A 24,233-nucleotide genomic window follows, 5' to 3' on the forward strand; every position below is an offset into this window, starting at 1 on the left:
ATGCGCCCGCACGTGGGAAACCGCATCGGGATCGCCCTGGTGGGGCTGGCACTGCTCGCCGGGGGCGTCTGCGCGCTGGCCGCCAGGGAGGACCATCCCAGGGTCCGGCTCGCCGACCTGGGCTCCTTCTTCGCTCAGAACGCCTGGGCCCGCCCCCTCGCCGCGGCCGTCGCCATGCTGCTGGCCCTGGTCACGACCCGATGGCTGTTGGTCGCTCTGGGCTGGGGGCGTTGCGGCAGCCGTACCGGAACGGGCACCGCGATGCTGGGCGTCGCGCTCAAGGGGATCGAGGACGTCGGCAGGATCCAGGTCAGGCTGGTGGGGGACAAGAGGATGCGGGTCTCGGTCTCGCTCCTGCGCCGCGCCGATCTGCACGAGGTGATCGGCCGTCTCGACGGCCAGGCGATCTCACGCGTGCGCGGGGCCGTCGACCGGCAGGACATGCCCGCGCTCGTCAGGGTGCACGTCCGCCGCCGCTGACCGTCTCCGCGCCCCCGTGGCCGCCGTCTTCAGCCGGGGCCCGAAGGCCAGCCCGGCGGCGAGGCAGGCGAGCGGCACGACCGGCACCACGTAGCGGTGGTCGAACGCGGCGATGAGCGGCGGCAGGAAGAGCAGCGTCATCGCGGCGGCCCAGGGGAGCAGCGCGGCCCACCGCCGCGCGATCAGCCCGCCGAGCCCCACCAGGAGGATCGCCGCCAGCAGCGGGCCTCGCACGAACCCCTGCCGCTGGTAGGCGCGCAGCAGGCCGGCGTACGGCTCGACGATCCGCGTGGCCCCGGTCGTGCCCTGGTAGGCCACGGTGAGCCGCGTCGCCGTACGGCCCGCGGAGGCGACCTTCGGCGTGAACGGCTTGGCGGTGTCCGGGAAGACGTACGCGCTCTGCGGTCCGGGTGAGGGATAGACCCGGCGATCCCATTCGAAGGCCCACAGTGAGTCGCGCAACCCGGTCAGCAGGAAGTCGGCGGGCTGGCTGCGGATCGCCAGCGAGGCGAACTCGCCCGCCAGCCTCTCCCGGTCCGCCCCCGCGCCCTGGATCGGTGAATGGGCGTCCCAGATGTACGCGGGAGCCGCCAGCCGGGGTTCGGACGGGCAGAGGACGGCCAGTTCCCGAGGCGGGTGCATCGCCGCGCAGTCGGCGAACGTCATCGTGCGCGACCACAGCCACAAGCCGCTGCCGCCCATGCCGTACGACCCGTACGCGCTGTGGAACCAGACCGCGTAGCCCCCGAGCACCACCGACGCGGCGGCGAGACCGGCCAGCGCGGACCTCCAGCCCGCCCTTCCCAGCATCAGCATGACGGCGACCAGCGCGACGGCGATCAGCGGCAGCCCGACGGTCCTGGTCACCGTGGCGAGGGCCAGCAGGATCAGCGCCACGACCACCGTCCGCGGCGACGGCCGGGGGCGCCACAGGAGCACCGTCACCGCCGCGACGACGAGGGCGGTGAACAGCAGGTCGGCCATGATGAGGTGCTCGAGCTGGATCTGGTGCGCGTCGAGCAGCACCGGCGCCGCCGCGAGCGCCGCGCCCCACCCGGGCAGTCTCGTACGGCGGCGCAGCACGGCGTACACGCAGGTGGCGATGCCGAGCCCCAGCAGGTGCTGGGCGACCGTGACCGCCGTGACGCTCTGCAGCGGGCCGAGTAGCCACAGGAACAGCGAGTAGCCTGACGGCCGCGACTCCAGCGGCCGGAGGTCGAGGGCCGAGCTGAGGTAGGCGAACGAGTCGGCCCAGAACCAGAGCGCGGGCCGGTATCCGAGCACGGCGAGCGCCCGCAGAGCCGCACCGGCCGCGAGGGCGACCAGGAAGACCACGTGGGTGCGCAGGAACGAGGTCACGGTCAGCTCCTGCGGTTCACGTCGGGGGCCGGTATGAATCAAGAGAAGTCAGGATAAGACACGACTGCCAGATCACGCCGGATGTCCCCGCAGGTCAGGCGGCGTGAGCGAGAACTTGTGCATGATCGCGTGCGGGAGAGGGGCAGGCCGGGCCCGGGACCCGGGACCCTGTGCATGATCACGCCGGGTGAAGGGGCAGGTCAGGCGCCCAAGGTGGGACCCTGTGCATGATCACGCCGAAGGGGTGGGGTCAGCATTCGATGACATTGACGGCGAGGCCGCCGCGGGAGGTCTCCTTGTACTTGTCGAGCATGTCCCGGCCGGTGTCGCGCATCGTCTTGATGGCCTTGTCGAGCGACACGAAGTGGCGGCCGTCCCCCCGCAGGGCGATCCTGGCGGCGGCGATCGCCTTGATGGAGGCCACCGCGTTCCGCTCGATGCAGGGGATCTGCACGAGGCCGCCGATGGGGTCGCAGGTCAGGCCCAGGTTGTGCTCGATGCCGATCTCGGCGGCGTTCTCCACCTGCTCGGGGGTGCCGCCCAGCACCTCCGTCAGCCCGGCGGCGGCCATCGAGCAGGCCGAGCCGACCTCTCCCTGGCAGCCGACCTCGGCCCCCGAGATCGAGGCGTTCTCCTTGAACAGGACGCCGGTGGCCCCGGCCGTCAGCAGGAACCGGACGATCCCGTCGTCGTCGGCTCCCGGGACGAACTTCGTGTAGTACGACAGCACGGCCGGGATGATCCCCGCCGCGCCGTTCGTGGGGGCCGTGACGATGCGGCCGCCCGCCGCGTTCTCCTCGTTGACCGCGAGGGCGAACAGCGTGACCCAGTCCATCGCCCGGAGCGGATCGGCGTCCGTCTCGCTCTGGAGCCTGCGCTGGAGCTGGTTGGCCCGCCGCTTCACCTTCAACCCGCCCGGCAGGACGCCCTCGCGGGTGCTGCCCCGCCGCACGCACTCCGCCATGACCGACCACAGGTGCAGCAGGCCCTCGCGAATCTCCTCGGTCGTACGGCCGAAGGCCTTCTCGTTCTCCAGCATCAGGCCGGAGATCGACAGGCCGGTGTCGGCGCAGTGGGCGAGGAGCCCGGCGGCGGTCGTGAAGGGGTACGGCACGACGGTGTCGTCCGGCTTGATCCGGTCGGCGCCCGTCGCGTTCTCGTCCACCACGAAGCCACCGCCGACCGAGTAGTAGATCTTCTCCCGGAGCGGCGTGCCGTCGGAGCCGGAGCCGGAGCCGGAGCCGGAGAAGGCCGTGAAGCGCATGCCGTTCGGATGGTGCGGCAGCGACAGCTTCCGCTCGAAGATCAGGTGCTCGCCCACCACGAACGGGATCTCGCGCGAGCCGTACAGCAGGACGGTCCCCCGTGACCGCATGGCTGCCAGCGCGTCCTCGACGCCGTCGACGTCGACCAGCTCCGGCTTCTCACCGGACAGGCCCAGCAGGACGGCCTTGTCGCTGCCGTGGCCCTTGCCGGTCAGGCCGAGCGAGCCGTAGAGGATGACCTCGACCCGGGCGACCTTCTCCAACAGGCCGTCGTCGCGGAGGCCGCGGGCGAACTTGTGCGCCGCCGCCATCGGGCCGCCAGTGTGCGAGCTGGACGGCCCGATCCCCACCTTGAACAGGTCGAACACACTGATCGCCATTGATCGGTGCCCTTCGGGGGAGAGTGGGTCAGGACTCGGCCGCGGTGAGCGCGCCGTACTCGGCCGAGGACAGCAGGTCCTCCGGCTCCTCCTCGATGCGGACGCGGAACAGCCAACCCTCGCCGTACGGGTCGGAGTTGACCAGCGACGGGTCGTCCACGACGGCCGGGTTGATCTCCACGACCTCGCCGCCGACGGGGGCGAAGATGTCGCTCACCGACTTCGTCGACTCGACCTCGCCGACCGCGTCTCCGGCGGCGACGCTGGCGCCCACCTCGGGCACCTGCACGTAGACGACGTCGCCGAGCTGCTCGGCGGCGTACGCCGTGATGCCCACCGTCACGGTGAGGCCGTCATCGAGACCGGCCACCCACTCGTGCTCCTTGGTGTAGCTCAGCTCGTCGGGAATGCTGCTCACTTGCTCCTCCTGTAGAAAGGCAGGTCAACGACGTCGACCGGTTCATGGCTACCACGGATGTCGACCGCCAGGCTCCCGCCGCCGTCCAGAGCGGCCGCGGACACGTAGGCCATGGCGATGGGCTTGCCGAGCGTCTGCGACGGGGCGCCGCTGGTCACCTCGCCGACGACCACGCCGTCCTGGGTGACGGGATAGCCGTGGCGGGGCACCCTGCGGTCGCGCGCCACCAGGCCGACGAGCCGGCGATCGCCCCCACCCCGCGAGGACAGGGCCTCCCGGCCCACGAAGTCGCCAGGCTTGTCGAACCGCACGACGCGGCCGAGCCCTGCGTCGAACGGCGTCAGGTCCGCGCTCAGCTCGTTGCCGTAGAGCGGCATGCCGGCCTCCAGCCGCAGCGTGTCGCGGGCGGACAGCCCGGCGGGGATGAGCCCCAGCCCGGCCCCCGCCTCGGCCAGCGCGTTCCAGAGCGGCACCGCGTCCTCGTCGCGGACGAACAGCTCGAACCCGTCCTCGCCGGTGTACCCGGTGCGGGCGATGAGGGCCTCGAACCCGGCGACGGTGCCGGGGAGACCCGCGTAGTACTTGAGGCCGTCCAGGTCGGCGTCGGTCAGCTTGCGCAGGATCTGGGTGCTGTTGGGTCCCTGCACCGCGACCAGCGCGTAGGAGTCGGACCGGTCCTCCACCCGCGCGTCGTACGGCGCGGCCCGCTCCGCCAGCGCCGCCGCGACCGCGGCGTAGTTGGACGCGTTGGCGACGACCATGAACTCCTCGCCTGCGAGCCGGTAGACGATCAGGTCGTCGAGGACGCCGCCGTCCTCGTTCACGATCATGGTGTAGCGGGCCCGGCCGGGGTCCAGGACGCTGAGGTGCCCGACCAGCGCGTAGTCGAGCGCCTCACCCGCCTGCGGCCCGGTGATGAAGATCTCCCCCATGTGGGACAGGTCGAAGAGGCCCGCGGCGGTCCGCACGGCGTTGTGCTCGGCCGACTCGCTGCCGTAGCGGAGCGGCATCAGCCATCCGGCGAAGTCGGTAAGCGTCGCGCCCAGGCTTTCATGGACCTCACGCAACGGAGTAGATCGGGACATGAACGGCACCTCAGGAGGACGGATGCTGCGTCGGACTATTGGGCATCCTCCCCCTCTGTCATCGGTGCCTGAGAGCTTCGCCCGTTCTTTGCCGGACTTTCACCTTCGGCGAGGCCGTACCGTCGGCACGTGCCTTCTTTCCAGAGGTCACCTGGCCCGCACGGTCCTTTTCCTTGAGAGGTTCGCGGGGAGGGCTTGCTCCTTCAGGGGCCCTGACCGGATGCCAGGACGCTCTCCCGCACGGGATCACCGGTGTGCGGCCCAGCCTAGCGGTTCAGATCCCTCCGCCCTAACCGTGCGTTCCTCACCCTTTCCGGCGGGCCTTGGGCGTGGTCTCTCGCCGGAACCGGCTCATCAGCCCCGCGCTGGATGCTCGATGTAAGGCCAGGGAGTGTGTGTCGAATGTGTCGGGTGTGTCGTATCAGGGCGTGGAAGAGGGGACCGTCCTCGTCGGCTTCGGGGTGCCACTGGACGGCGAGGGCGAAGGGGTGGCCGGGCAGTCCGACGGCCTCGATCGTGCCGTCGTCAGACTCGGCGGTGACTTCCAGCCCGTCTCCGAGGCGGTCGACCGCCTGGTGGTGGTAGTGCGCGGGGGTCAGGTCCTCGGAGTCGTAGACCTTGGCCAGGCCGGGCGAGAGCCGTACGGGGACGCGGCCGAAGGTCCCCGGGGCGGGGGAGTGGGCGGTGTGGCCCACCACGTCGGGGAGGTGCTGGTGGAGCGTGCCGCCCCTGGCCACGTTGAGGACCTGGAGCCCGCGGCAGATGCCGAGGAACGGCAGGCCGGAGCCGAGAGCGGCCTCCATCAGCCCAAACTCGGCCTCATCGCGAAATTTCCGGACATAGCCGGTCTGCTCTTGCGGGCGAGCGCCGTACCTCGCCGGATCGATGTCGCCCCCGCCCGCGATGATCAGCCCGTCGAGCCGTTCGACCAGCGCGGACGGGTCTCCGGCAGGCGGCAGGATGACGGCCTGCCCGCCGGCCCGGGTGACGTGCTCGACGTACATGTACGGCAGCAGCGCGGTCGTCATCTCCCACACGGTGAACTTGGCGGGTTCGACGTAACACGTGATGCCGATGACGGGCCGAGACATGCTCTCCCTCGTTCAGACGAAATCGCGAAAGCCGGGCGGATGGCCGGGTGGCGGCGAGCGCCGCCACCGCCCGGCTTGTCTTGGATGTCCTACAGAACCGGCATGCCCTAAAGGGGGGTGACGTACGCGCCGGAGATGCCGCCGTCGACGAGGAACTCCGACGCGGTGATGAAGCTGGAGTCGTCGGAGGCGAGGAACGCGACCGCGGCCGCGATCTCCTCGGCGCGGGCGAACCGGCCGATCGGCACGTGGACGAGGCGGCGCTGGGCCCGCTCGGGGTCCTTGGCGAACAGTTCGCGCAGCAGCGGGGTGTCGACCGGGCCGGGGCAGAGCGCGTTCACCCGGATGCCCTCTCGGGCGAACTGGACGCCCAGCTCCCGGCTCATGGCGAGGACGCCGCCCTTGGAGGCCGTGTACGAGATCTGCGAGGTCGCCGAGCCCATCACCGCCACGAACGACGCGGTGTTGATGATCGACCCCTTGCCCTGCCTCCGCATGTACGGGATGGCGTGCTTGCAGCACAGGTACACGCTGGTGAGGTTGACCTCCTGCACCCGGCGCCAGGCGTCGATGCCGGTGTCGAGGATGGAGTCGTCGTCGGGCGGCGAGATCCCCGCGTTGTTGAACGCGATGTCGACGCTTCCGAACGCGTCGAACGCGGTCTGGTACATCCGGACGACGTCGTCCTCGCTGGCCACGTCGGCCTTCACGAACAGGCCGCCGACCTCGTCGGCCACCTTGGCGCCGGCCACCTCGTCGAGGTCCACGGCCACGATCTTCGCGCCCTCCTGGGCGAACCGCTGGGCCGTGGCCAGCCCGATGCCGCTTCCCGCTCCCGTGATGACGGCGACGCGGTCCTGCAAACGCTGCATGTGTCTACTCCGTGGAAATGAAGACGTTCTTGGTCTCGGTGAAGGCGGCGAGCGCGTCGGGGCCGAGCTCCCGGCCGAGGCCGGACTGCTTGAAGCCGCCGAACGGCGTCCAGTAGCGGACGCTGGAATGCGAGTTCACCGACAGGTTGCCCGCCTCGACGGCCCGGGCCACCCGCAGCGCCCGCCCGACGTCCCGCGTCCAGATCGACCCCGAAAGGCCATAGGTCGTGTTGTTCGCGATCTGTACGGCATGGGCCTCGTCGTCGAACGGCACGACGGAGACCACCGGCCCGAAGATCTCCTCGGTGAACGCCCGGTGGAAGGCCCCTGACCCTCCCGCGAGCGGGTCGAATCCGGCGGGCGCCGCCAGCACGGTCGGCGCGAACCAGTAGCCCGGCCCGCTCGGGCACGACCCCGCCGCGTGGACGCCCTCCGCGCCGACGAACGACGCCACCCGGTCCCGGTGCTCGGCGCTGATCAACGGGCCCATCTCGCTGGCCGGATCGAGCGGATCGCCCACCTTGATCGCCTGTACGGCATGCGAGAGCCGTACGAGGAAGTCGTCGTAGACGGAACGCTCCACCAGGATGCGGGAGCGGGCGCAGCAGTCCTGGCCCGAGTTGTCGAACACCGCCATCGGAGCCGACGAGGCCGCCCTGTCCAGGTCGGAGTCGGCGAAGACGATGTTGGCGCTCTTGCCGCCGAGCTCCAGCGTCACCCGCTTGACCTGACTCGCCGCCTGGGCCGCGATCAGCTTGCCGACCTCGGTCGAGCCGGTGAAGACGATCTTGCGTACGCCGGGGTGGTCGACGAGCCGGGCGCCCGCGACCTCGCCCTCGCCGGGGAGGACCTGGAGGACGCCTTCCGGCAGCCCGGCTTCGAGTGCCAGCTCGGCGAGCCTCCGCGCGGTCAGCGGCGTCCACTCGGCGGGCTTGACGATCACGGTGTTCCCGGCGGCGAGCGCCGGGGCGACTCCCCAGGTCATGATGACCATCGGGAAGTTCCACGGCACGATCACGCCGACGACGCCCAGCGGCTCCTGGAAGGTGATGTCCACGCCGCCGGCGACGGGGATCTGCCTGCCGTGGTCCCGCTCCGGCGCCCCCGCGTAGAAGTGGAGCACGTCCCGGACGTTTCCGGCCTCCCAGCGGGCGTTCCCGGCCGTGTGCCCGGCGTTGGCGATCTCCAGGCGGGCCAGCTCCTCGGCGTGGTCCTCGACCTTCTCGGCGAACCGCCGCAGCAGCCGCGCCCGGTCTCCGGGGCTCACGGACCGCCAGGTCGCGAACGCGGCCTTCGCCCGCTCCACCGCGCGGTCCACCTCGGCGGCGTCCGCCATCTCGACCTCGGCGATCACTTCCTCGGTCGCCGGATTGACTATCTTCACAGCCTCTCGAACCCCCGATAGAGCTCCCAGTCGGTGACCGCCGCGTCGAAGGCGGCCAGCTCGACCCTTGCGTTGTTGGCGTAGTGCTCGACGACGTCCTTGCCGAAGGCCGCCTCGGCGAGCTCCGAGCCCTCCCACAGCGACAGGGCGTCGCGGAGCGTGGCCGGCACCGTCTCGGCTCCGGCCACGTATGCGTTCCCGGCGAACGGCTCCTCCAGGGGGAGCTCCTCCTCGATTCCCCGCAGGCCGGCGGCGATCAGCGCCGACACCGCGAGGTAGGGGTTGACGTCGCCGCCGGGCACGCGGTTCTCCACGCGCAGCGACGGCCCGTGGCCGACGAGGCGGAGCGAGCAGGTCCGGTTGTCGATGCCCCACTTCACGGCGGTGGGCGCGAAGCTGCCCGGCACGAACCGCTTGTAGGAGTTGATGTTGGGCGCGAAGAACAGGGTGAGCTCTCTCAGCGCCGCCAACTGGCCCGCGATGAAGTGCCGCCCGGTCTTCGACAGCCCGTACGGCTCCTGCCCCGCCATGACCGGGCGGCCGTCCTCGGCGCGCAGGGAGATGTGGATGTGGCAGGAGTTGCCCTCGCGCTGGTTCGGCTTGGCCATGAACGTGATCGACCTGCCCTCCTGGGCGGCGATCTCCTTGGCGCCGTTCTTGTAGATCACATGATTGTCGCAGGTCGCGAGCGCGTCGGCGTACCGGAAGGCGATCTCGTGCTGGCCGAGGTTGCACTCGCCCTTCGCGGACTCGACGTACAGCCCGGCTCCCTCCATGCCGCGCATGATCTTCCTGAGGAGCGGCTCGATCCGGGCCGTGCCGAGCAGGGAGTAGTCGACGTTGTAGAGGTTCGCGGGGGTCAGGTCGCGATAGGAGCGCTGCCACGCCTCTTCGTAGGTGTCGTTGTAGACGACGAACTCCAGCTCGGTGCCGACGAAGGCCGTCCAGCCGTGCTCGGCCAGCCGCGCCGCCTGCCGGCGCAGGATCTGCCTGGGGGAGGCGACGACGTCCGAGCCGTCCTCCCAGACCAGGTCGGCCAGCAGCAGGACCGTGCCCTCCTGCCACGGCACCCGGCGCAGCGTCGCGAGGTCGGGCTTCATCACGAAGTCGCCGTAGCCCCGCTCCCAGGACGACATCGCATAGCCGTCCACCGTGTTCATGTCGACGTCGACCGCCAGCAGGTAGTTGCAGCCCTCCGCGGCGTGGCCCAGCACCTCCTCCAGGAAGTACCGCGCCGAGAGTCGTTTCCCCTGCAAGCGGCCCTGCATGTCGGTGACGGCGAGCAGGACGGTGTCCACGCGGCCCGCCTCGACGTCGCCGCGAAGCTGCTCCACGCTCAGCACGGCGCCTCCTGTCCAAAAGTCTGGAATCAGACCATTGAAGGGCATGCAAGCACCAGGCCCCGCCCTTAGTCAACAATGCTCTTAGGGTTAACCTCAGGCCACGCGGGGGGTGTGGGGGCGGTCCGAACCTCCGCCCGTGCCTGGACTGGCCTGGACTGGCCTGGAAGCGAAGGGACGGCGGGCTCCATGAAGACGGGCTCCGTGAAGACGGGCTCCGTGAAGACGGGCTCCGTGAAGACGGGCGGCTTGGGGGCGAGCGGAGCGGGGGTGGTCTCGCTGCTCCGTCCCGTCCGGGCGGGAAACGCCTTCGAGGAGACCGTCGAACGGCTGCTCCAGGCGATCAAGCTCGGCGTCGTCGCGCACGGGGAGAAGCTGCCCCCCGAGCGGGAGCTCGCCGCCCAGCTCGGCATCAGCCGGGTCACCCTGCGGGAGGCCATCCGCGCGCTTCAGGACGCCGGTTACCTCGACGTACGGCGCGGCCGCTACGGCGGGGCCTTCGTGGTCTACCAGCCGCCCAACCCCCGGAAGGGCGACCTGCGCAGGGCCGTCAACGAGATGGGGCCCGGCGAGCTGGACGACGCGCTGACCTTCCGGATGGCCGTCGAATGCGGCGCGGCCCAGGTCCTGGCGTGCTCCGAGCTCACCCCGGCGCAGCGGGAGACGCTCACCTCCCGGCTGGCGGAGGTCAACGACGCGGCCCCGGCGGACTATCGCCGGATGGACACCGCGTTCCACCTCGCCATCGCGGAGCTGACCGGGTCGCGGCTGCTCGCCGCCGCCTGCGCGGACGCCCGCCTCCGGGTAACCGACCTGCTCAACGCCATTCCCGTGCTGCGGCCCAACATCGAGCACGCGGCGGCGCAGCACGCCGCCATCGTGGACGCGATTCTCGCGGGAGATCCCGGGGCCGCCCGCCGCGCGGTGGCCGAGCATCTGGAGGGCACGGCTGCCCTCCTGCGGGGTTTTCTCGCCTGACCACTCGATTGCCCCCGTAGCATCGGGGGTCGGGGATCTCATTTCATGACTGACTCGTACATGGCTGACTTGTTTCGCGAACGCGTCGTCGAGACGCACCGGCTGCCGCTGTTCTGCTTCTTCATGGCGCTGATCGTGTCTTTCGTGTGCACGCGCGTCAACGTCCGGCTGATCCGGGCGAGGGTGCGGTGGCTCGGCAATGTGAACGTGGGCGAGACGCACATCCACCACGTCGTCTTCGGCGTGGTGCTCATGCTGCTCGGAGGCGTCGCGGGGCTGATCCTCTCCGGCGCCTCCACCGGGTGGTACGCCTTCTCGGCCGCCGTCTTCGGAGCGGGATCCGCCCTGGTGCTCGACGAGTTCGCCCTGATCCTGCACCTGCGCGACGTCTACTGGCAGGAGGAGGGCCGCACCTCCGTGGACGCCGTCTTCGTGGCGGTCGCGGCCACCGGCCTGCTGCTCCTCGGCCTGCGTCCCCTCGGCTGGGGCGGCTCGGAGCAGGCGCTCGGCAGTCACTGGGCGGGGACGGGCCTCCTCGCGGTCAACCTCGTCTTCGCCGTGGTCACGCTGCTCAAGGGGAAGATCTGGAGCGGCATCCTGGGGCTGTTCGTGCCGCCGTTCATCTATGTCGGTGCGGTACGGCTCGCGCGCCCCGGATCGCCGTGGGCCCGCTGGTTCTACTCCGACGTGGCCAGGAGGCCCAAGCCCCGGCGGATGGCGAAAGCCGTACATCGGGAGGAGCGATGGAGGCGGCCGGTCATCCGTGCGAAGATCGCCTTCCAGGAGTTCGTGTCCGGCCGCCATGACCTCCCATCGCCGCAACGGCGTGTGCAGCGGCGGTAGCCCTCCGAATTTTCGGGCGATATGCGGGTATTTATCCATGCGTACTCGTTCGGTGTGGGTGGGGAGGCGGCGCATGGAGCTGCGGGAGCGGTTCGTGTTCCAGAAGATGGCGGCCCAGCTCAAACGGGAGGCGGCCCTCCTGACCGGTGACCGGCTGCTCGCCGCCGAGGCCCGCACCGAGGAGGCCGAGGCCCGGCTCTGCCTGATGTGGTACGAGATCATGGACACCACCCGGGAGCTCCGCCAGCTCTACGGCGTGCTGGGATAGGGGGCTCACTCCGGGTGAAGGAGTCATACTGAAGTGGTGATCGCGGTGATCTCCTCCCGATGGGACGGCGTTTTCCCCAGCCCGGTCCCCGGTTCCATGCCCCGCCCAGTGCTCGGGCTTCCGCGTGCGGCCGGGCCCGTCGCGTTCGCCGGCCGTACGGTTGAGGATCCCCACGATGGCCTGCCGTCCATTTCCGAGGGGGCCCGCGGATAGTGGAGATGCCGCCGTTTCACCTCCGCCTGATCGAGGACGCCCGCGCGGTCTCCGAGCGGTACGGCCTGCTGCTCGCCGGTGGCTACGCCCTCAGCGCGCATGGCTACACCGAGCGGCCGGCCGAAAATCTCGAATTCGCCACCACGGATGAGACGCCGCTGTCCGAGGTCGCCGCAGAACTGGCCGGCGCGTTCGGCAGGAAGGGCCTGGCCGCCAAGGTCTGCGAGGTCACGGCCCGGGTGGCCCGTCTCGTCGCCACCGACGAGGTCACTGGTCAGGCGTGCGAGGTCTACCTGCTGCGGGAGGCCCTCCGGGACAGGCCCGCCGCCGAGGACCCCTGCCCGGTCGTCGGCCTCGACGACGCGGTGGGCCTCAAGGTCCGCGCCCTCCGCGACCAGGGCCTCCCACGTGACTTCGCCGACGTCGCGGCCGTCGCCGACCTGTACAGCTTCCGGGAGCTGGAGCAGCTCGGCGCCCTGCACGATGACGAGTGGCGTACGGATGACCTGGTTCAGCGCCTGGAGTCCGTCGACCTCCTCGCGGACGAGGCGTTCACGGCCTACGGCCTGGACGAGGAGGGCATCCGCGATGTCCGGCGCTTCGCGTACGCCTGGGCCGAGGACATCAAGCTCCGCCGCGTGGACGACGGCGACGCCGACTACGACGACTACGACATCCCCGACCTCGACTGACAGTCAGTCGCCACAAGTTCTAGACAACGCAGAACTCGTTGCCCTCTGGGTCCTGTAGCACCACGGCGTAGTACTCCATGCCGGGCTCATCCATGATCCGCAGCACAGTTGCGCCGGCCCTGGTCAGCCGTTCCACCATGGCGGTGACCCGCTGCGTGCGGAGCGCCAATGGGGCGTCGCGCCCGCCGCCCACCTTCAGATCAAGGTGCACCCGGTTCTTAGCGACCTTGGGTTCTGGAACCCGCTGAAACCACACCCGCGGCCCCTGTCCGGCGGGATGAACGATCGACTCCGGGCTCTCGCCTGCACCGCCGGCCAGCTCCTCTTCGGGCACCCCCATGTCCGCCCAATAATCCCGCCACGTGGTATGCCCGTCCGGTGGAGGTTCGGGCACGTATCCCAGAGCCTCGCTCCAGAACGCCACCAATCTCCGCGGCTCGGCGCAGTCGATCGTCAGTTGCAGTGTCATCTCCATGCCCGGAGCCTGCCAGACAGCTCTGACAAACATCGGTCACGACTGCCGCCCGACCGGCCCTCCGGCTGGAAAGCCGCTTTCACAACAGTCCCTGAAACCCGCCCCAAGGGGGCCAGGTCGCGTCTTGGATTAAGCGCGGTTTTGTCGTAGGCGCCGGATAGCGTGAGGGCAGACCGTTCGCCTTCTGTAGGCGGTTGGACTGCGGTAATGCACGTGAATGGCAGCCAGTTCACGCCATGGGCGGCCGTCCGGGTACATCCGGCCATAGCCGCCCCGAGGTGAAGTCTTGTTTCGGCGGGCCCGAGGGGACGGAACTCCGGTCACAGCGCGCCTGCGAGGGAACGAAGGGCAAGCCCCGTGCCGAGAAGCATGACGACGGCGGCGGTGCCTGTGGGCGCGAGACCGGCCAGGCGGGCCGGCAGCCCGCTGCGTGCCAGCGCCAGGCGGTCCAGCCTGCCGGCCAGCGTGACCAGCAGCAGGCCGGTGGCTGTCAGCGTGGCCGCCATGCCGAGGCCGTAGGCGGCCACCAGGCCCACTCCGAACCAGGTCCGCCCCAGGGCGATGGCGCCCAGGAGGACGATCAGGGCCGAAGGGCTGGGCACCAGGCCGCCCGCGATTCCCAACCCCACAAGCCCCGGCCACCGTCGCCTCACTCCGCGCGGCGTCACCCTCCGACCCGGAGAGTCCCCATCCCCATCCCCGTGGCCGTGGCCGTGGCCGTGTCCGTGGCCGTGTCCGTGCTCGTGCCTGTGTCCGTGCGCGTGCTCGGCCGATCCTCGGTGCCTGACGGAGGACCAGAACAAACGGGCTCCGATGACGGTGATCAGAAGGCCGCTCGTGAGACCGAGCCACGCCAGCACGGACTCTCCTGCCAGCGCCGAGAACGCGGTGAGCAGCAGGCCGACGCCCAGCACTCCGACGGTGTGCGTGAGCGTCACCGTCATGCCGACGATCAGGGCGTCTCGCGGGCGCCCCCGGCGTCCGGCCAGGTACGCGGCCATGATGGTCTTTCCGTGGCCGGGGATCAGGGCGTGTCCGGCGCCCAGGGCGGCGGCCAGCAGGACGGCCAGGAGGCCGAGGGGCACGGTGAGGGAGGAGGCGCCGACCAGTTGAGTGAATGTCTGGTCGAGCCCGGCCAGCCACCAGCCGATCGGTCCTGGGAGCGCCGGGCCGCCGAGCGGCGTCTTCACCGTAGGGTCCTGACGCCCGCTGCCGCCGTTCCGAGCCGGGTTGCCGTTCCCCGCCGGGCTGCCGTTCGAGGTTTGGCCGGCGGTTGGGGCTGCGGCTCCGGCCACTCGCAGAGAGGCGGACCGCTGGTCGAGGGGCGACGACAGCAGGTCGCTCGGATACGTCCGCAGTTCGTCGCTCGCGCTGGTCGCCGGGGTCGCCGAGGGCGAGAGCCGTACCCCGTCGCCCATGGCTGTGATCTCACGCCAGCCGATCCGGTCGGCGAGGAACCCGTCGCGGAACTCCACGCCCCCCGACACGCGGGCGGGCGCGGCGAGCTCGCATGTCAGCCTGCTGGTCTCCAGGCCGCCTTGGCCAGGCTGGTAGGTGAAGGCGGCCGACCGCAGCGACCACTTCGCCGCCACCCCGTCCACGGCCAGGCTCTGGGCGGCGGCCACGGACAGGCACTGGGAGCGGGCGTGGGCGGCGGCTTCGTCAGGGGAGACCTGGCCCGTCCCGTCGGCGTCCACCGTGGGCCGCGCCTGGAGGGTCGGCAGTTCGGCGAAGTCGACGACGGCCCGATTCTCCACGCGGTCGGGCCTGACGCGAAGCCCGTCGTAGTGATTGACCGTGAAGTTGCCCAGCGGATGGGCGGGGAGGGGCGACGCGTGGGCGGCGACCGGCTGAGTCAGCAGCGCGGTCGCTCCGATGAGCCCGGCCAGCATCCATGGCACGACGGATTTCACGAGAACCTCTGGAGTGCGGGGAGCCTCGGCTCGAAACGGGGGTTGTACGTCCTGACCAGCGCGGAAGACTCGCTCGCGTCGACCCCGAGGGCTCGCTCGATCTCCGCCAGGTGGTGGCTGAGCAGGGCGTTCCGCCAGCCTGTGGCCGTCGCCTTGCGCGCATAGGGCAGCGCCTGTCGCGGCTTGCCGTCGCGGTACAGCGCCCAGGCCAGCGCGTCGGCCGCCACCACGTTGGGGTTGCGGGCGTATTCGGCCGTCGCGAGCTGTACGGCTCTCGCCGGCGAGCCGTGGTCGGCCTCGAACTCGGCCCAGGTGAGGTCGTCGCGCACGCCGTTCGCCCGCATCAGGTCGCGCTGGGCGGCCAGCACTTTCCACTGGGCCGAGGGGTTCCTGCCCATGCGCTGGAGGACCTCGCCGTACTCGACGAGGTACTGCGAGAGGGGCAGCCGCCCGACCACGGCCTCGTAGCCGGTGGCCGCCTCGCGGAGCCGCCCGTCCAGAGCGGCGGCGCGGGCCTGGCCGGCCAGGGCGGGGACGAACGAGGGGTCGGCCTTCAGCGCCGCCGCGTACATCGAGGCGGCCCGCTTGCCGTCCCCCGCGTGAAGGGCCAGCTCACCGAGGTAATAGCGGCAGTACGCGATGTCGGCGGGGGTGAAGGCGTCGCGCAGGGCGTAGTCGAGCAGGCGGCGGGCGGCCGCCTGGTCTCCGCGCAACTCGGCGTCGTAGGAGGCCCGCGTGAACGACGAGACGCCGGGAGCGAGGTCCATCATCTTCCCGACGGCCTTCGACGCCAGGCCGTACTGGCCGAGCTGGGTGTAGGCGTCCGCCGCGACGCCGTACGCGATCGGGCCGTAGGGGTTGGCGGCGATGGCGTCGCGCGACAGCCGTACGGCACGGGCGAAGTCGTGGCGGCCCGCCGCGAGGGCGGCCTCGGCGGTGAGGCCCGCGAAGTTGCCCGGGGAGAGCTGGAGCGACCTGGCGGTCGCCTGCTCGGCCCTGACGTAGTAGGAGGGGTCGGCGGTCTGGCGCGAGCGCTGGACGTACGCGGAGCCCAGCTCGGCCCAGGCGAGGTAGTCCTTGGGCAGCCGGTGGAGCCTTTTCTGGAGCCCCGCTATGGAGGCGGAGACGTCCGGCGCCGCGCCGTACGAGCCGATGCCGGAGGCCGTGCCGTACGAGATCGTGCCTCTCGCGGGGGAGTACGCGAGTGGCGGCGCGGGGTCGGTCGAGCCTGGAAGCAGGGTCGCGGCGGCCATCAGCGCGACCGCCGCGAGGAGAGATCCGCCGGTGACCGTCGCGACCGTCCGCAGACGCCGCCGAGCAGGCGCGGGCGCGTCGGCTGTGGGCGCGTCGGCCGGGGGCGGCTGTGGCACGGGTCCGTGCTCCCCGGTCGTCATGCCCACCGGCTCACTCGGCATGGCCGCGCCGTGTGCCGTTGTGCCGGTCGGGGGCGCGGTCGGCGTTCGGTCTGGCGTCGCCTCTGGTGGCCTGGCGGTGCGCGGCATTCGGGACACCTCCTTGTACGGGGTCGTCAAGCGCATGATCACGAATATCGAAAAGGCAGCTAGGCGGGCATTCTCGGGAAGCTGTGCATGATCAGGGGCAACGGAGACGCAGCCGGGCGGGCATGCGAAGGACCTTGTGCATGATCACCAACAAGGGGGGTGTGCGCGCCCGGGGATCTCCGGGTTGTGGTGTCCGGAGATCCCCGGGCCGACTGCTCTAGGAGCCGTTGATGGAGTGGTTGACGGAGGTGTTGCTCGGGAGCGGGATGTACGGGAACTGGGCGAGGAACGGCTTGTCGTTGGCGTCGACCTTGTCGCCCGCGGCAAGGGCGGGGACGAGCTTGCCGGTCAGGGCGGCGCCCTCCATGGCCTGGATCGCGATGTCCACGACGTCGTCGCCGAGCCGGCGGCCGTTCGGGAAGCCCTGCGGGTCTCCGCCCAGCACGCCGAGCCGGTTCGGCTCCTTGGTGACCGGAATGCACATGTTGAGCCGCAGCATCTCGGACGGCCGCAGCTTCCCGGCGTCCTTGTTGAGGCTCTGCGAGTTGAGGTCCGCCTTGATCGGGCCGTTGCCCTTGGCGATGCCGGTCAGGAAGATCTCCACGAGATCCTCGCGCGGGGTCTTGGGCGCCTTGACGCCGTAGATGCCCTCGACGAGTCGCGGCAGCTCCGGAGAGGTGACCCGCTTGACCACCGCCGGAATCCCGGCGTCCTTGTCGGGGCTGAGGGAGTTGAACGCGTCCTTCAGCGAGGCGGGGACGACGACCTCGTTGACGAGCGGCTGGCCGAGCCTGGACACCTGGACGTAGCCGCGGGGGCTCCACTTGTCCACGGTCGACCAGACGCCGATCACCGGGTTGCGATTGGCGTCGCCCTTGAGCGCGACGTCGTCCTTCGGCACCTGGAGGGCCAGCGTGTGCACGTTGTAGCCCTTGGTGGTGTCCTGTCCGACCTCGGACAGGTTGCCGCCGTAGAGCAGGTCGAACACCCGCAGGTCGACGAAGAACGCCTCGTCGGACTGCCCGGCGAACGCCTTGCCGCCGGGGATGCCGTGGATCGCCTGATTGCGGAGGGTCGCGTAGTCGGGCATGGAGGCCGGCCCGGCGTTGCTCGGGGCGACCGTCCCGTCGGCGACCAGGGTCTTCGTGCTGTGGGCGGTGATCCTCTTCAGCGTGTAGCGCTGCCTGAACAGCAGGTTGGGGTCGTCCAGCGAGGTCACGGGGCCGTTGTTGTAGAGGAACGTGCTGTCGCCGCGCTTGTCCTGGTCCCGGAACGACCACTGATACGTCACGTCGGGTACGGCGTCGCCGTCGTTGTCGATCTTGATGTTGTAGCGCGAGTTGGTGTCGAAGGTGTAGAAGTTCGGCCCGCCGTTCGGCTCCTCGAACGGGATGAAGTTGGCGAGCAGCGTCACCGTGTCGGTCTTGTCGGGGCTGACGAAGGCGTACACGTCCGTGTTGTCGTTTCTGGGGTCTCCCGCGATCAGCGGGGCTTCGCGGTGCGAGGAGGCCGTGCCGGTGTTGGCGCGCAGCAGGACGAGTGAGGAGGCGGTCAACGCCCCCGCGACGCCCAGGGCGACCAGGGATCGCCGGTTGATCCGGAGCTCCATGTTCGGTCCTTTCGGGACAGGTGGAACTGTCGGGTGGGAAATGGCACCTGAGGCTGTCCGGCCGGAGTCCTCGATCGCGTATTCGGCCCCTGCGCCTCCCCGGATGGGTCCTGTTTCATGCGGCTTTCGCGCGGTCAACCGGGGTTGACACGTCGGCCAGGTCAACCTAGATTGACCACATCAGATGGTCAACGTAAGTTGACCCTTATGAATGGGGAACTCGTGGCTCTGGTGACCGAAGCCGAAGGGGACGACCCCCTGCGCGCGCTCCGCGCCGCCGCCGAGTTGCGCCGCCAGGTCGATCGGCTGGCCGCCGTACAGGTGCGCCGGGCACGCGTGCAGGGGTTGTCATGGGTTCAGATAGCGCAGGCCCTCGGGGTCAGCAAGCAGGCGGTGCACAAGCGCTTCGGAGGGAGGAGGCTCTTCGGGGGCGGGTGCGACTGAGCGGCCTGGGCGCGCGGAGCTCGTGGCGGCTGCTGTACGGCCTGATCCGGCCGCACAAGCGGGCGCTGCTGCTCGGCGGCGTGTTCACTCTGGTCGGCAGCTTCGCCGGGCTGGCGATGCCGATTCTCGCCAAGAGCGTGATCGACGCCTTCGGCAAGGGTGGCGATCTCGTCGCCCCGGTGCTCGGGCTGTCGGTGGCGGTCCTGGTCGGGGCGCTGATCTCCGCGGGGGGCCGCTTCCTGCTGGAGCGGATGGGCGAGGGCATCGTGCTCGCCTCACGCAAGAGCCTCGTCGAGCGCATCCTGCGGCTCAGGGTGGCCGACGTGGACCGGCTCAAGCCGGGCGACCTGCTCTCCCGGGTCAGCTCCGACACCACGCTGCTGCGCGCGGTCTGCACGGAGGCGCTGGCCAGCTCGGTGGGCGCGATCTTCATGTTCCTCGGCGCCGTCGTGATGATGGCCGTCATGGACGGCCTGCTGCTCATGGTCACGCTCGTGGTGGTCGCCCTGGTCGGCCTCATGGGGGCGTCGATCGCGCCGCGCATCCGCCGGGCGTCGCTGGAGGCCCAGATGGCCCTCGGGGAGATGAGCTCCGTGCTGGACCGCGCGCTCCAGGCGTTCCGCACGGTCAAGGCGAGCGGGGCCGAGTCACGCGAGATCGCGGTGGTGAGCGCGGCGGCCACCGAGGCGCGCGACCGTGGCGTGACCGCCGCCGCGTGGACCTCGGTCGCGGGGATCGGCGCCTGGATGTCCATCCAGCTCGCGTTCCTCGCCGTCCTCGGAGTGGGCGGCGCGCGGGTCGCGAGCGGGGCGATGGAGATCTCCTCGCTGATCGCGTTCCTGCTGTACCTGTTCTATCTGGTGTCCCCGATCGGGCAGCTGATCCAGAGTCTCACCCAGTTGCAGAACGGCCTGGCCGCGCTGACCCGGATCCAGGAGATCGTCGAGCTTCCGTCCGAGCCGGCCGCCCCGGAGCCGGCCGTCCTGTCGCCGGCCGTCCCCGAGCAGGTGCGGTCCTCGGCCGAAGCGCCGGCGGGCCGAGCGGAGGCCCGCGATCCCGTCGGCGTCGTCTTCAGGGGCGTGGCCTTCCGGTACGGCGAGGACCGCCCGGTCGTCCACGACGAGGTGAGCTTCGAGGTTCCCGCGGGTGGCATGACGGCGCTGGTCGGCCCTTCGGGAGCGGGCAAATCGACGGTCTTCGGGCTCATCGAGAGGTTCTACGAGCCGCAGGCCGGGACGATCCTCATCGGCGGCCGGGACATCCGTGCGTGGCCGCTCGGAGAGCTGCGGGCCTCGCTCGGCTACGTCGAGCAGGACGCGCCCGTCCTCGCCGGCACGTTCCGGGAGAACCTCGTCTTCGGGGCTCCGGGCGCGACCGAGGAGGAGGTCGCCGAGGCCCTGGCCCGCACCCGTCTGGACGATCTGGTCGCGCGTCTGCCCGAAGGTCTGGACACGCCAGTCGGGCACCGCGGGGTCCTCCTCTCGGGTGGCGAGCGCCAGCGGGTGGCCATCGCGCGGGCCCTGCTCCGCAAGCCCCGCCTGCTGCTGCTCGACGAGGCCACCTCGCAGCTCGACGCCGTGAACGAGCTGCGTCTGCGCGAGGTGGTGGCCGAGGTGGCACGGGAGACCACCGTCCTGGTGATCGCCCACCGGCTGTCCACGGTCACGGGCGCCGACCGGATCATCGTCATGGAGGCGGGCCGGGTCCGCGCCTACGGCACCCACGACGAGCTGGTCACCGCCGACGACCTCTATCGGGAGCTGGCCGAGACCCAGTTCCTCGTCACTTCCTGAAGCCCCGAGCCGGGCGCTGGTGTGCCGCCCGGCCCGGGGCGGAGGACGGGGATGCAGGCAAAGCCGTACGGACGCTTTACCGCGGGCCACAGCTTGGCTGATCACCAAATCGGGAAGGCCGGGGAGTGCGGAACCTCTCCTTCACCTCAGCCGTTTTCCCGGGTCCAACGCGCGTGCGGGCGCGTCCGGGACGGCGGCGCCGAAGGCAGGGGCACCTCGGCCGTGTACGCCGGGGTGCCCCAGCCTCCGCACCCGCCTCATCGCATGCCAAGCCTCCCGCAGCCCAGCCATCCCGCATCGCCATCCCGGCCCGCCGACCCCGGCACCGGCTCTGGCATCCCTGCCACGGGGCCCGCCGATCCCGCCCCGCCAACCCTGTCACCGTCATCACCACCGTCTCATCACCGCCGCCACCGGCTCGTCGTCCCGCCGTGGGCCTGCCATTCCCGCCCCACCAGCGGCCATGGCGTGCGGGTGGGGGCCGTATCCTTCGGTGACGGGTGTGAATGTCTTTATTCATGGTGTATCGGCGACGACGTTCCGGGATGACAAGGGACCCGCGCGGCGTTGGAGGTGACGTGACTGGCGGACTTGATCGGCTCCTCGAAGGCCGGCGGCTGTCGCCGGTTCAGCGCCGGATCGCTCACTACCTCCATGAGCATCTGAACGAGGCGATTTTCCTGTCCAGCGTCGAGCTGGCCGACAGGGCCGGGGTGAGCCAGCCGTCGGTGACCCGGTTCGCCATGGCGCTCGGTTTCGCGGGCTATCCGGAGCTGCGGCACGCCTTGCGGCCCATGGTCGTCGGCGGGGGCGATGGAGTCCGGACCGGCGAGCCGTACGGCCAGCTTCGCGAGGCCGTCGACGGCGAGATCCGCAATCTCACGGAGATCCGCGAGCGCCTGTCGTCCTCCGGCACCGCCAATGGGAGAGGCGCCCCGGCGCTGGACGGACCGGTCCGCGAGCTCGGCATGGCTCTCGCCGCGTCAGAGCCGCTCCCGATTCTGGGCCTGCGCGTGTCGAGTGGCCTGGCCACCACGTTCGCCTACTACGCCCGGCGGATCCATCCCGACGTGCGGCTGCTCACCCACGGCGGATCCGAGCTGTTCGACGGGCTGCACGCCGCCCGCCGGGCCGGGGCGGGCTGGCTGCTCGTGGTCATGTTGCCCCGCTATCCGGCGGAAGCCGTAGAGGCTCTGGAGCGTGCGACGGCGCTGGGCCTTCGGACGGCGGTGATCACCGACCGGGCCGACGTGCCGTTCTCCGCTGACGTCGTGCTGGACGCGCCGGTCGGGGAGCGGCTCGTGTTCGACTCGCACGCGGCGCCGCTGGCCCTCGCGATGGTGCTGGTCGAGGCGATGGCCGACGCGGCGCCGCTGCGCACCCGCGCCCGGCTGGAGGAGTATGAGCGGATGACCGACCAGACCGGGGTGTTCCTCCGCTAGGAGCCGCCACCGGCGACCTCCCGGGCCGTGCCCACGAACCTCAAGTCAGGCTACGGCGCCGTGATCTCGACGCCCGTCCCCGTGGACCACGACACCTCGGCGTTCGCGGTGGCCCCCGATCCGCCGCTGGGCCTGGCAGACCGGGCTTCATCAGCGAACGACTTTTGTACCGCTGCGAAGGCCCGCTTACCCATCCAACTCCGTTTCCCTCCCGCCGTGGTGCCGAGCTGTGCTGGATGACTTGTGGTCGGACTCTGGGAGCGTCGAGTGCCATTCCGCCCGGCTGCGCGAGGCGGTGTTCGGGGATCGCGTCGACTGCCGACTCCGGTTCTGTCCGACGGCGTCTGCCGATGACCCGGCTCATGTACGCGTCGAACGTCCACCGCCATCGGCTGCGGGCCACCGCGCGATCTTGCGGCAGGTCGATGATCGCGGAGACCCTACGTCTCTGCCTATGAGGTCGTGAGTATCAGTCGGCGAGGTGGCGCATCGACCGGACCGACCAGCGGAGGGTCACGAGCGCGAGCACCAGCATCAGGCCGAACGCGAGCGCGATCTCCCTACTGGCCAGGTTGCCCGCGAACAGCGCCCGGCCCGCCTCGACCGCGTGGTAGAGCGGGTTGGCCTTCGCGACGAACTGCATCCACTGTGGCGCGAGCGACATCGGCAGCAGGATCCCGGTGAGCAGGATCAGCGGCAGGGCGAAGAACTGCAGGATCTGCGACATGCCGTTCTCGTCGCGCAGCGCCAGGGCCAGGCCGTACGACAGGCCCGAGGCGAACACACCGGTGAGAGCCATGAGCAGGAGCATGAGCGCCACTCCGGGGACGCTCGGGCGCATGCCCATGAGCAGGGCCACGACCACGATCAGCACCGCCTGGATCACCAGCACGATCATGTCCCGCAGGGTGCGGCCGAGGACGATCGCCGGGCGGCTGGCCGGGCTCGCCGCGAGCCTTTCGAGCACGCCGCCGCGGATCTCGGCGATCATGCCGAAGCCCACGAACAGCGAGCCGAACAGCGCGATCATCAACATCACGCCGGGGGTGAACTGCTTGAGCGTCTCGGCCTGCGGCACTCCCGGGCTGGTGTTGGCCAGCAGGGGAGCGAACAGCAGCAGGTAGAGGACGGGCTGGAGGAGGCCGAAGAGCGGCCAGATCGGGTTCCGGGCGGTGTTCCTCAGCTCGTACGCGAGGAAGAGACCGGTGTCTTTGAGCATCGGGGGATCACCTCAGTGCATGGTCACGAACGGTGTTCTCCCTGGCCGTGGCATGTGTCCCGGAAGGTGTGCATGATCACGGCGAGGGGTGGGGGAGGTGGAGGCGCATACCGGGGACGGTGTGCATGATCACCCCCAAGTGGGGTGAGGGTCAGGCGGCGTCGCGGAGGGAGCGGCCGGTCTTGTGAAGGAAGACGTCGTCGAGCGTCGCCCTTTCGAGGGAGATGGACTGGATCACCAGGTCGTGCTCGGCGAGGGTGGCCAGGAGTTGCGGCAGGGCGTGCTCGCCGTCGTCCAGATAGATCCTCAGCAGGTCGCCGTCGATGCGGACCTCCCTCGGGTACGGCAGGGCCTTCAGGGCCTGCGCGGCGGCGGCCGTGTCGGACACCCTGAGGGACACGACGTCACCGGCTACCTCGCGCTTGAGATCGCCCGGCGTGCCCTCGGCCACGATCAGGCCGTGGTCCACGATGACGAGCCGGTCGCAGAGCGCGTCGGCCTCGTCGAGGTAGTGGGTGCTGAGCAGCACGCTCGTGCCCTGTTCGCGGAGCGCCTTGATCTGGTCCCACAGGTTGGCCCGGTTCTGCGGGTCCAGCCCGGTCGTGGGCTCGTCGAGGAACAGCAGCGGTGGCCGGTGGACCAGGCCGAGCGCGAGCGCGACCCGCCGCTTCTGGCCGCCGGACAGGGTCCGCGCCGGACGGTCGGCGAACCCGGACAGGTCGAAGGCCGCCATCATCTCCTCGGTGCGTGCGGCGGCCTCGGCCGTGGTCAGCCCGTTGAGCCGGGCCGCCAGCATGAGGTTGGCCCGGGGGCCGTTGTTGTCGTCCACGCCGCCGGCCTGGCTGACGTAGCCGATGCTCCGCCGCACGTCCTCGGGGGCGGCGAGGAGGTCGTGCCCGGCGACCGTGGCGGTCCCGCCGGTAGGGGCGATGAGGGTGGCGAGCATCCGTATCGTCGTCGTCTTGCCGGCGCCGTTGGGGCCCAGCACGCCGAAGATCTCGCCGGTCTCGACGGCCAGGTCGACGCCCTTGACGGCCTCGACGATCTCGGGGGTGCGGGATCCTCGTTTGGCCCGGCTCTTGAAAGTCTTGCGGAGACCTTGCGCCTCAATGATCACGAGTGGCTCCTTTCCGGGAGTCACGCTCCACCATCCCGTAGGGGGAGTGGC

22 protein-coding genes and 1 riboswitch are annotated in these 24,233 nt (G+C 70.6%); of the genes, 8 read left to right on the plus strand and 14 right to left on the minus strand.

Annotated features, from left to right (window positions below):
* Positions 1–480, plus strand: coding sequence for a hypothetical protein (locus tag ABH927_RS16700; protein ID WP_370022460.1), 480 nt, complete (start codon positions 1–3; stop codon positions 478–480).
* On the opposite strand, the gene ABH927_RS16705 is transcribed toward ABH927_RS16700, so the two are convergent.
* From ABH927_RS16705 to ABH927_RS16740, 8 genes are all read right to left on the minus strand, one after another.
* On the minus strand, positions 409–1,839 hold the full coding sequence (locus ABH927_RS16705) for a hypothetical protein (protein ID WP_370022462.1): 1,431 nt from the start codon (positions 1,837–1,839) through the stop codon (positions 409–411). The two genes, ABH927_RS16700 and ABH927_RS16705, sit on opposite strands and share 72 nt — an antisense overlap.
* A gap of 250 nt (positions 1,840–2,089) precedes the next feature.
* Positions 2,090–3,484, minus strand: a complete 1,395-nt coding sequence (locus ABH927_RS16710) for an L-serine ammonia-lyase (protein ID WP_370022464.1) — start codon at positions 3,482–3,484, stop codon at positions 2,090–2,092.
* A 28-nt stretch (positions 3,485–3,512) separates the two neighbouring features.
* Complete coding sequence (gcvH, locus tag ABH927_RS16715; protein WP_370022466.1) at positions 3,513–3,902, minus strand: glycine cleavage system protein GcvH; 390 nt, start codon at positions 3,900–3,902, stop codon at positions 3,513–3,515.
* Positions 3,899–4,987, minus strand: coding sequence for a glycine cleavage system aminomethyltransferase GcvT (gene gcvT, locus ABH927_RS16720; protein WP_370022468.1), 1,089 nt, complete (start codon positions 4,985–4,987; stop codon positions 3,899–3,901). Before gcvT ends, gcvH begins: the two co-directional genes overlap by 4 nt.
* Before the next feature lie 151 nt (positions 4,988–5,138).
* A riboswitch (glycine riboswitch) is annotated at positions 5,139–5,236 on the minus strand.
* A gap of 17 nt (positions 5,237–5,253) precedes the next feature.
* The gene (locus ABH927_RS16725; RefSeq protein WP_370022470.1) at positions 5,254–6,078 is read right to left on the minus strand and encodes a gamma-glutamyl-gamma-aminobutyrate hydrolase family protein; all 825 of its coding nucleotides are present in this window, start codon (positions 6,076–6,078) and stop codon (positions 5,254–5,256) included.
* A gap of 107 nt (positions 6,079–6,185) precedes the next feature.
* Entirely contained in the window at positions 6,186–6,950 is a 765-nt protein-coding gene (locus ABH927_RS16730) for a 3-oxoacyl-ACP reductase (RefSeq protein ID WP_370022472.1), read from the minus strand.
* Between the two features lie 4 nt (positions 6,951–6,954).
* Positions 6,955–8,286 carry an aldehyde dehydrogenase gene (locus ABH927_RS16735; RefSeq protein ID WP_370022535.1) on the minus strand — a complete coding sequence of 444 codons (1,332 nt, stop codon included), beginning with the start codon at positions 8,284–8,286 and terminating at the stop codon, positions 6,955–6,957.
* A 44-nt stretch (positions 8,287–8,330) separates the two neighbouring features.
* Complete coding sequence (locus tag ABH927_RS16740) at positions 8,331–9,722, minus strand: glutamine synthetase family protein (protein WP_370022474.1); 1,392 nt, start codon at positions 9,720–9,722, stop codon at positions 8,331–8,333.
* 141 nt (positions 9,723–9,863) lie between these two features.
* Between ABH927_RS16740 and ABH927_RS16745 the strand changes: the two genes are divergently transcribed.
* The 4 genes from ABH927_RS16745 to ABH927_RS16760 all read left to right on the plus strand — a co-directional run bounded on the left by ABH927_RS16745 (position 9,864) and on the right by ABH927_RS16760 (position 12,668).
* Positions 9,864–10,652: a FadR/GntR family transcriptional regulator gene (locus ABH927_RS16745; RefSeq protein WP_370022476.1), complete on the plus strand. Its 789-nt coding sequence runs from the start codon at positions 9,864–9,866 to the stop codon at positions 10,650–10,652.
* Positions 10,653–10,712: 60 nt separating this feature from the next.
* The gene (locus ABH927_RS16750; protein ID WP_370022478.1) at positions 10,713–11,495 is read left to right on the plus strand and encodes a hypothetical protein; all 783 of its coding nucleotides are present in this window, start codon (positions 10,713–10,715) and stop codon (positions 11,493–11,495) included.
* A 73-nt stretch (positions 11,496–11,568) separates the two neighbouring features.
* The gene (locus tag ABH927_RS16755; protein ID WP_370022479.1) at positions 11,569–11,763 is read left to right on the plus strand and encodes a hypothetical protein; all 195 of its coding nucleotides are present in this window, start codon (positions 11,569–11,571) and stop codon (positions 11,761–11,763) included.
* A 218-nt stretch (positions 11,764–11,981) separates the two neighbouring features.
* Positions 11,982–12,668, plus strand: a complete 687-nt coding sequence (locus ABH927_RS16760; protein WP_370022481.1) for a hypothetical protein — start codon at positions 11,982–11,984, stop codon at positions 12,666–12,668.
* 19 nt (positions 12,669–12,687) lie between these two features.
* On the opposite strand, the gene ABH927_RS16765 is transcribed toward ABH927_RS16760, so the two are convergent.
* From ABH927_RS16765 to ABH927_RS16780, 4 genes are all read right to left on the minus strand, one after another.
* A complete protein-coding gene (locus ABH927_RS16765) occupies positions 12,688–13,143 on the minus strand; it encodes a VOC family protein (protein ID WP_370022483.1) in 456 nt (151 codons plus the stop codon).
* Between the two features lie 320 nt (positions 13,144–13,463).
* A complete protein-coding gene (locus tag ABH927_RS16770; protein ID WP_370022485.1) occupies positions 13,464–15,056 on the minus strand; it encodes a nickel/cobalt transporter in 1,593 nt (530 codons plus the stop codon).
* Positions 15,053–16,594, minus strand: coding sequence for a tetratricopeptide repeat protein (locus ABH927_RS16775; protein WP_370022487.1), 1,542 nt, complete (start codon positions 16,592–16,594; stop codon positions 15,053–15,055). The genes ABH927_RS16770 and ABH927_RS16775 overlap by 4 nt, the downstream gene beginning before the upstream one ends.
* Positions 16,595–16,775: 181 nt before the next feature.
* Complete coding sequence (locus tag ABH927_RS16780; protein WP_370022489.1) at positions 16,776–18,167, minus strand: DUF4331 domain-containing protein; 1,392 nt, start codon at positions 18,165–18,167, stop codon at positions 16,776–16,778.
* Positions 18,168–18,374: 207 nt separating this feature from the next.
* Here ABH927_RS16780 and ABH927_RS16785 point away from each other — a divergent pair, with 207 nt between their 5' ends.
* From ABH927_RS16785 to ABH927_RS16795, 3 genes are all read left to right on the plus strand, one after another.
* Positions 18,375–18,611, plus strand: a complete 237-nt coding sequence (locus ABH927_RS16785; RefSeq protein ID WP_370022491.1) for a hypothetical protein — start codon at positions 18,375–18,377, stop codon at positions 18,609–18,611.
* Positions 18,602–20,404 carry an ABC transporter ATP-binding protein gene (locus tag ABH927_RS16790; protein ID WP_370022493.1) on the plus strand — a complete coding sequence of 601 codons (1,803 nt, stop codon included), beginning with the start codon at positions 18,602–18,604 and terminating at the stop codon, positions 20,402–20,404. Before ABH927_RS16785 ends, ABH927_RS16790 begins: the two co-directional genes overlap by 10 nt.
* A 578-nt stretch (positions 20,405–20,982) precedes the next feature.
* Positions 20,983–21,846 carry a MurR/RpiR family transcriptional regulator gene (locus ABH927_RS16795; RefSeq protein ID WP_370022495.1) on the plus strand — a complete coding sequence of 288 codons (864 nt, stop codon included), beginning with the start codon at positions 20,983–20,985 and terminating at the stop codon, positions 21,844–21,846.
* Between the two features lie 469 nt (positions 21,847–22,315).
* Here the strand turns inward: ABH927_RS16795 and ABH927_RS16800 are convergent, their stop codons facing one another.
* Both ABH927_RS16800 and ABH927_RS16805 read right to left on the minus strand, forming a co-directional pair.
* Positions 22,316–23,065 carry an ABC transporter permease gene (locus ABH927_RS16800; protein WP_370022497.1) on the minus strand — a complete coding sequence of 250 codons (750 nt, stop codon included), beginning with the start codon at positions 23,063–23,065 and terminating at the stop codon, positions 22,316–22,318.
* Positions 23,066–23,216: 151 nt separating this feature from the next.
* Positions 23,217–24,182 carry an ATP-binding cassette domain-containing protein gene (locus tag ABH927_RS16805; RefSeq protein ID WP_370022499.1) on the minus strand — a complete coding sequence of 322 codons (966 nt, stop codon included), beginning with the start codon at positions 24,180–24,182 and terminating at the stop codon, positions 23,217–23,219.
* Between the last annotated feature and the right edge of the window lie 51 nt (positions 24,183–24,233).

Origin of the sequence: Planotetraspora sp. GP83 (assembly GCF_041262585.1) — a bacterium.
Taxonomy (GTDB): domain Bacteria; phylum Actinomycetota; class Actinomycetes; order Streptosporangiales; family Streptosporangiaceae; genus JAOEGB01.

Excerpts from the sequence above, each read along its gene's own strand:
- ABH927_RS16730 (WP_370022472.1), bottom strand. The coding sequence starts at position 6,950 with ATGCAGCGTTTGCAGGACCGCGTCGCCGTCATCACGGGAGCGGGAAGC.
- ABH927_RS16700 (WP_370022460.1), top strand. The coding sequence starts at position 1 with ATGCGCCCGCACGTGGGAAACCGCATCGGGATCGCCCTGGTGGGGCTG.
- ABH927_RS16725 (WP_370022470.1), bottom strand. The coding sequence starts at position 6,078 with ATGTCTCGGCCCGTCATCGGCATCACGTGTTACGTCGAACCCGCCAAG.
- ABH927_RS16740 (WP_370022474.1), bottom strand. The coding sequence starts at position 9,722 with ATGCCCTTCAATGGTCTGATTCCAGACTTTTGGACAGGAGGCGCCGTG.
- ABH927_RS16745 (WP_370022476.1), top strand. The coding sequence starts at position 9,864 with ATGAAGACGGGCTCCGTGAAGACGGGCTCCGTGAAGACGGGCTCCGTG.
- ABH927_RS16780 (WP_370022489.1), bottom strand. The coding sequence starts at position 18,167 with ATGGAGCTCCGGATCAACCGGCGATCCCTGGTCGCCCTGGGCGTCGCG.
- ABH927_RS16785 (WP_370022491.1), top strand. The coding sequence starts at position 18,375 with ATGAATGGGGAACTCGTGGCTCTGGTGACCGAAGCCGAAGGGGACGAC.
- ABH927_RS16765 (WP_370022483.1), bottom strand. The coding sequence starts at position 13,143 with ATGGAGATGACACTGCAACTGACGATCGACTGCGCCGAGCCGCGGAGA.
- ABH927_RS16760 (WP_370022481.1), top strand. The coding sequence starts at position 11,982 with ATGCCGCCGTTTCACCTCCGCCTGATCGAGGACGCCCGCGCGGTCTCC.
- ABH927_RS16775 (WP_370022487.1), bottom strand. The coding sequence starts at position 16,594 with ATGCGCTTGACGACCCCGTACAAGGAGGTGTCCCGAATGCCGCGCACC.
- gcvT (WP_370022468.1), bottom strand. The coding sequence starts at position 4,987 with ATGTCCCGATCTACTCCGTTGCGTGAGGTCCATGAAAGCCTGGGCGCG.
- ABH927_RS16735 (WP_370022535.1), bottom strand. The coding sequence starts at position 8,286 with ATGGCGGACGCCGCCGAGGTGGACCGCGCGGTGGAGCGGGCGAAGGCC.
- ABH927_RS16800 (WP_370022497.1), bottom strand. The coding sequence starts at position 23,065 with ATGCTCAAAGACACCGGTCTCTTCCTCGCGTACGAGCTGAGGAACACC.
- ABH927_RS16710 (WP_370022464.1), bottom strand. The coding sequence starts at position 3,484 with ATGGCGATCAGTGTGTTCGACCTGTTCAAGGTGGGGATCGGGCCGTCC.
- ABH927_RS16750 (WP_370022478.1), top strand. The coding sequence starts at position 10,713 with ATGGCTGACTTGTTTCGCGAACGCGTCGTCGAGACGCACCGGCTGCCG.
- ABH927_RS16755 (WP_370022479.1), top strand. The coding sequence starts at position 11,569 with ATGGAGCTGCGGGAGCGGTTCGTGTTCCAGAAGATGGCGGCCCAGCTC.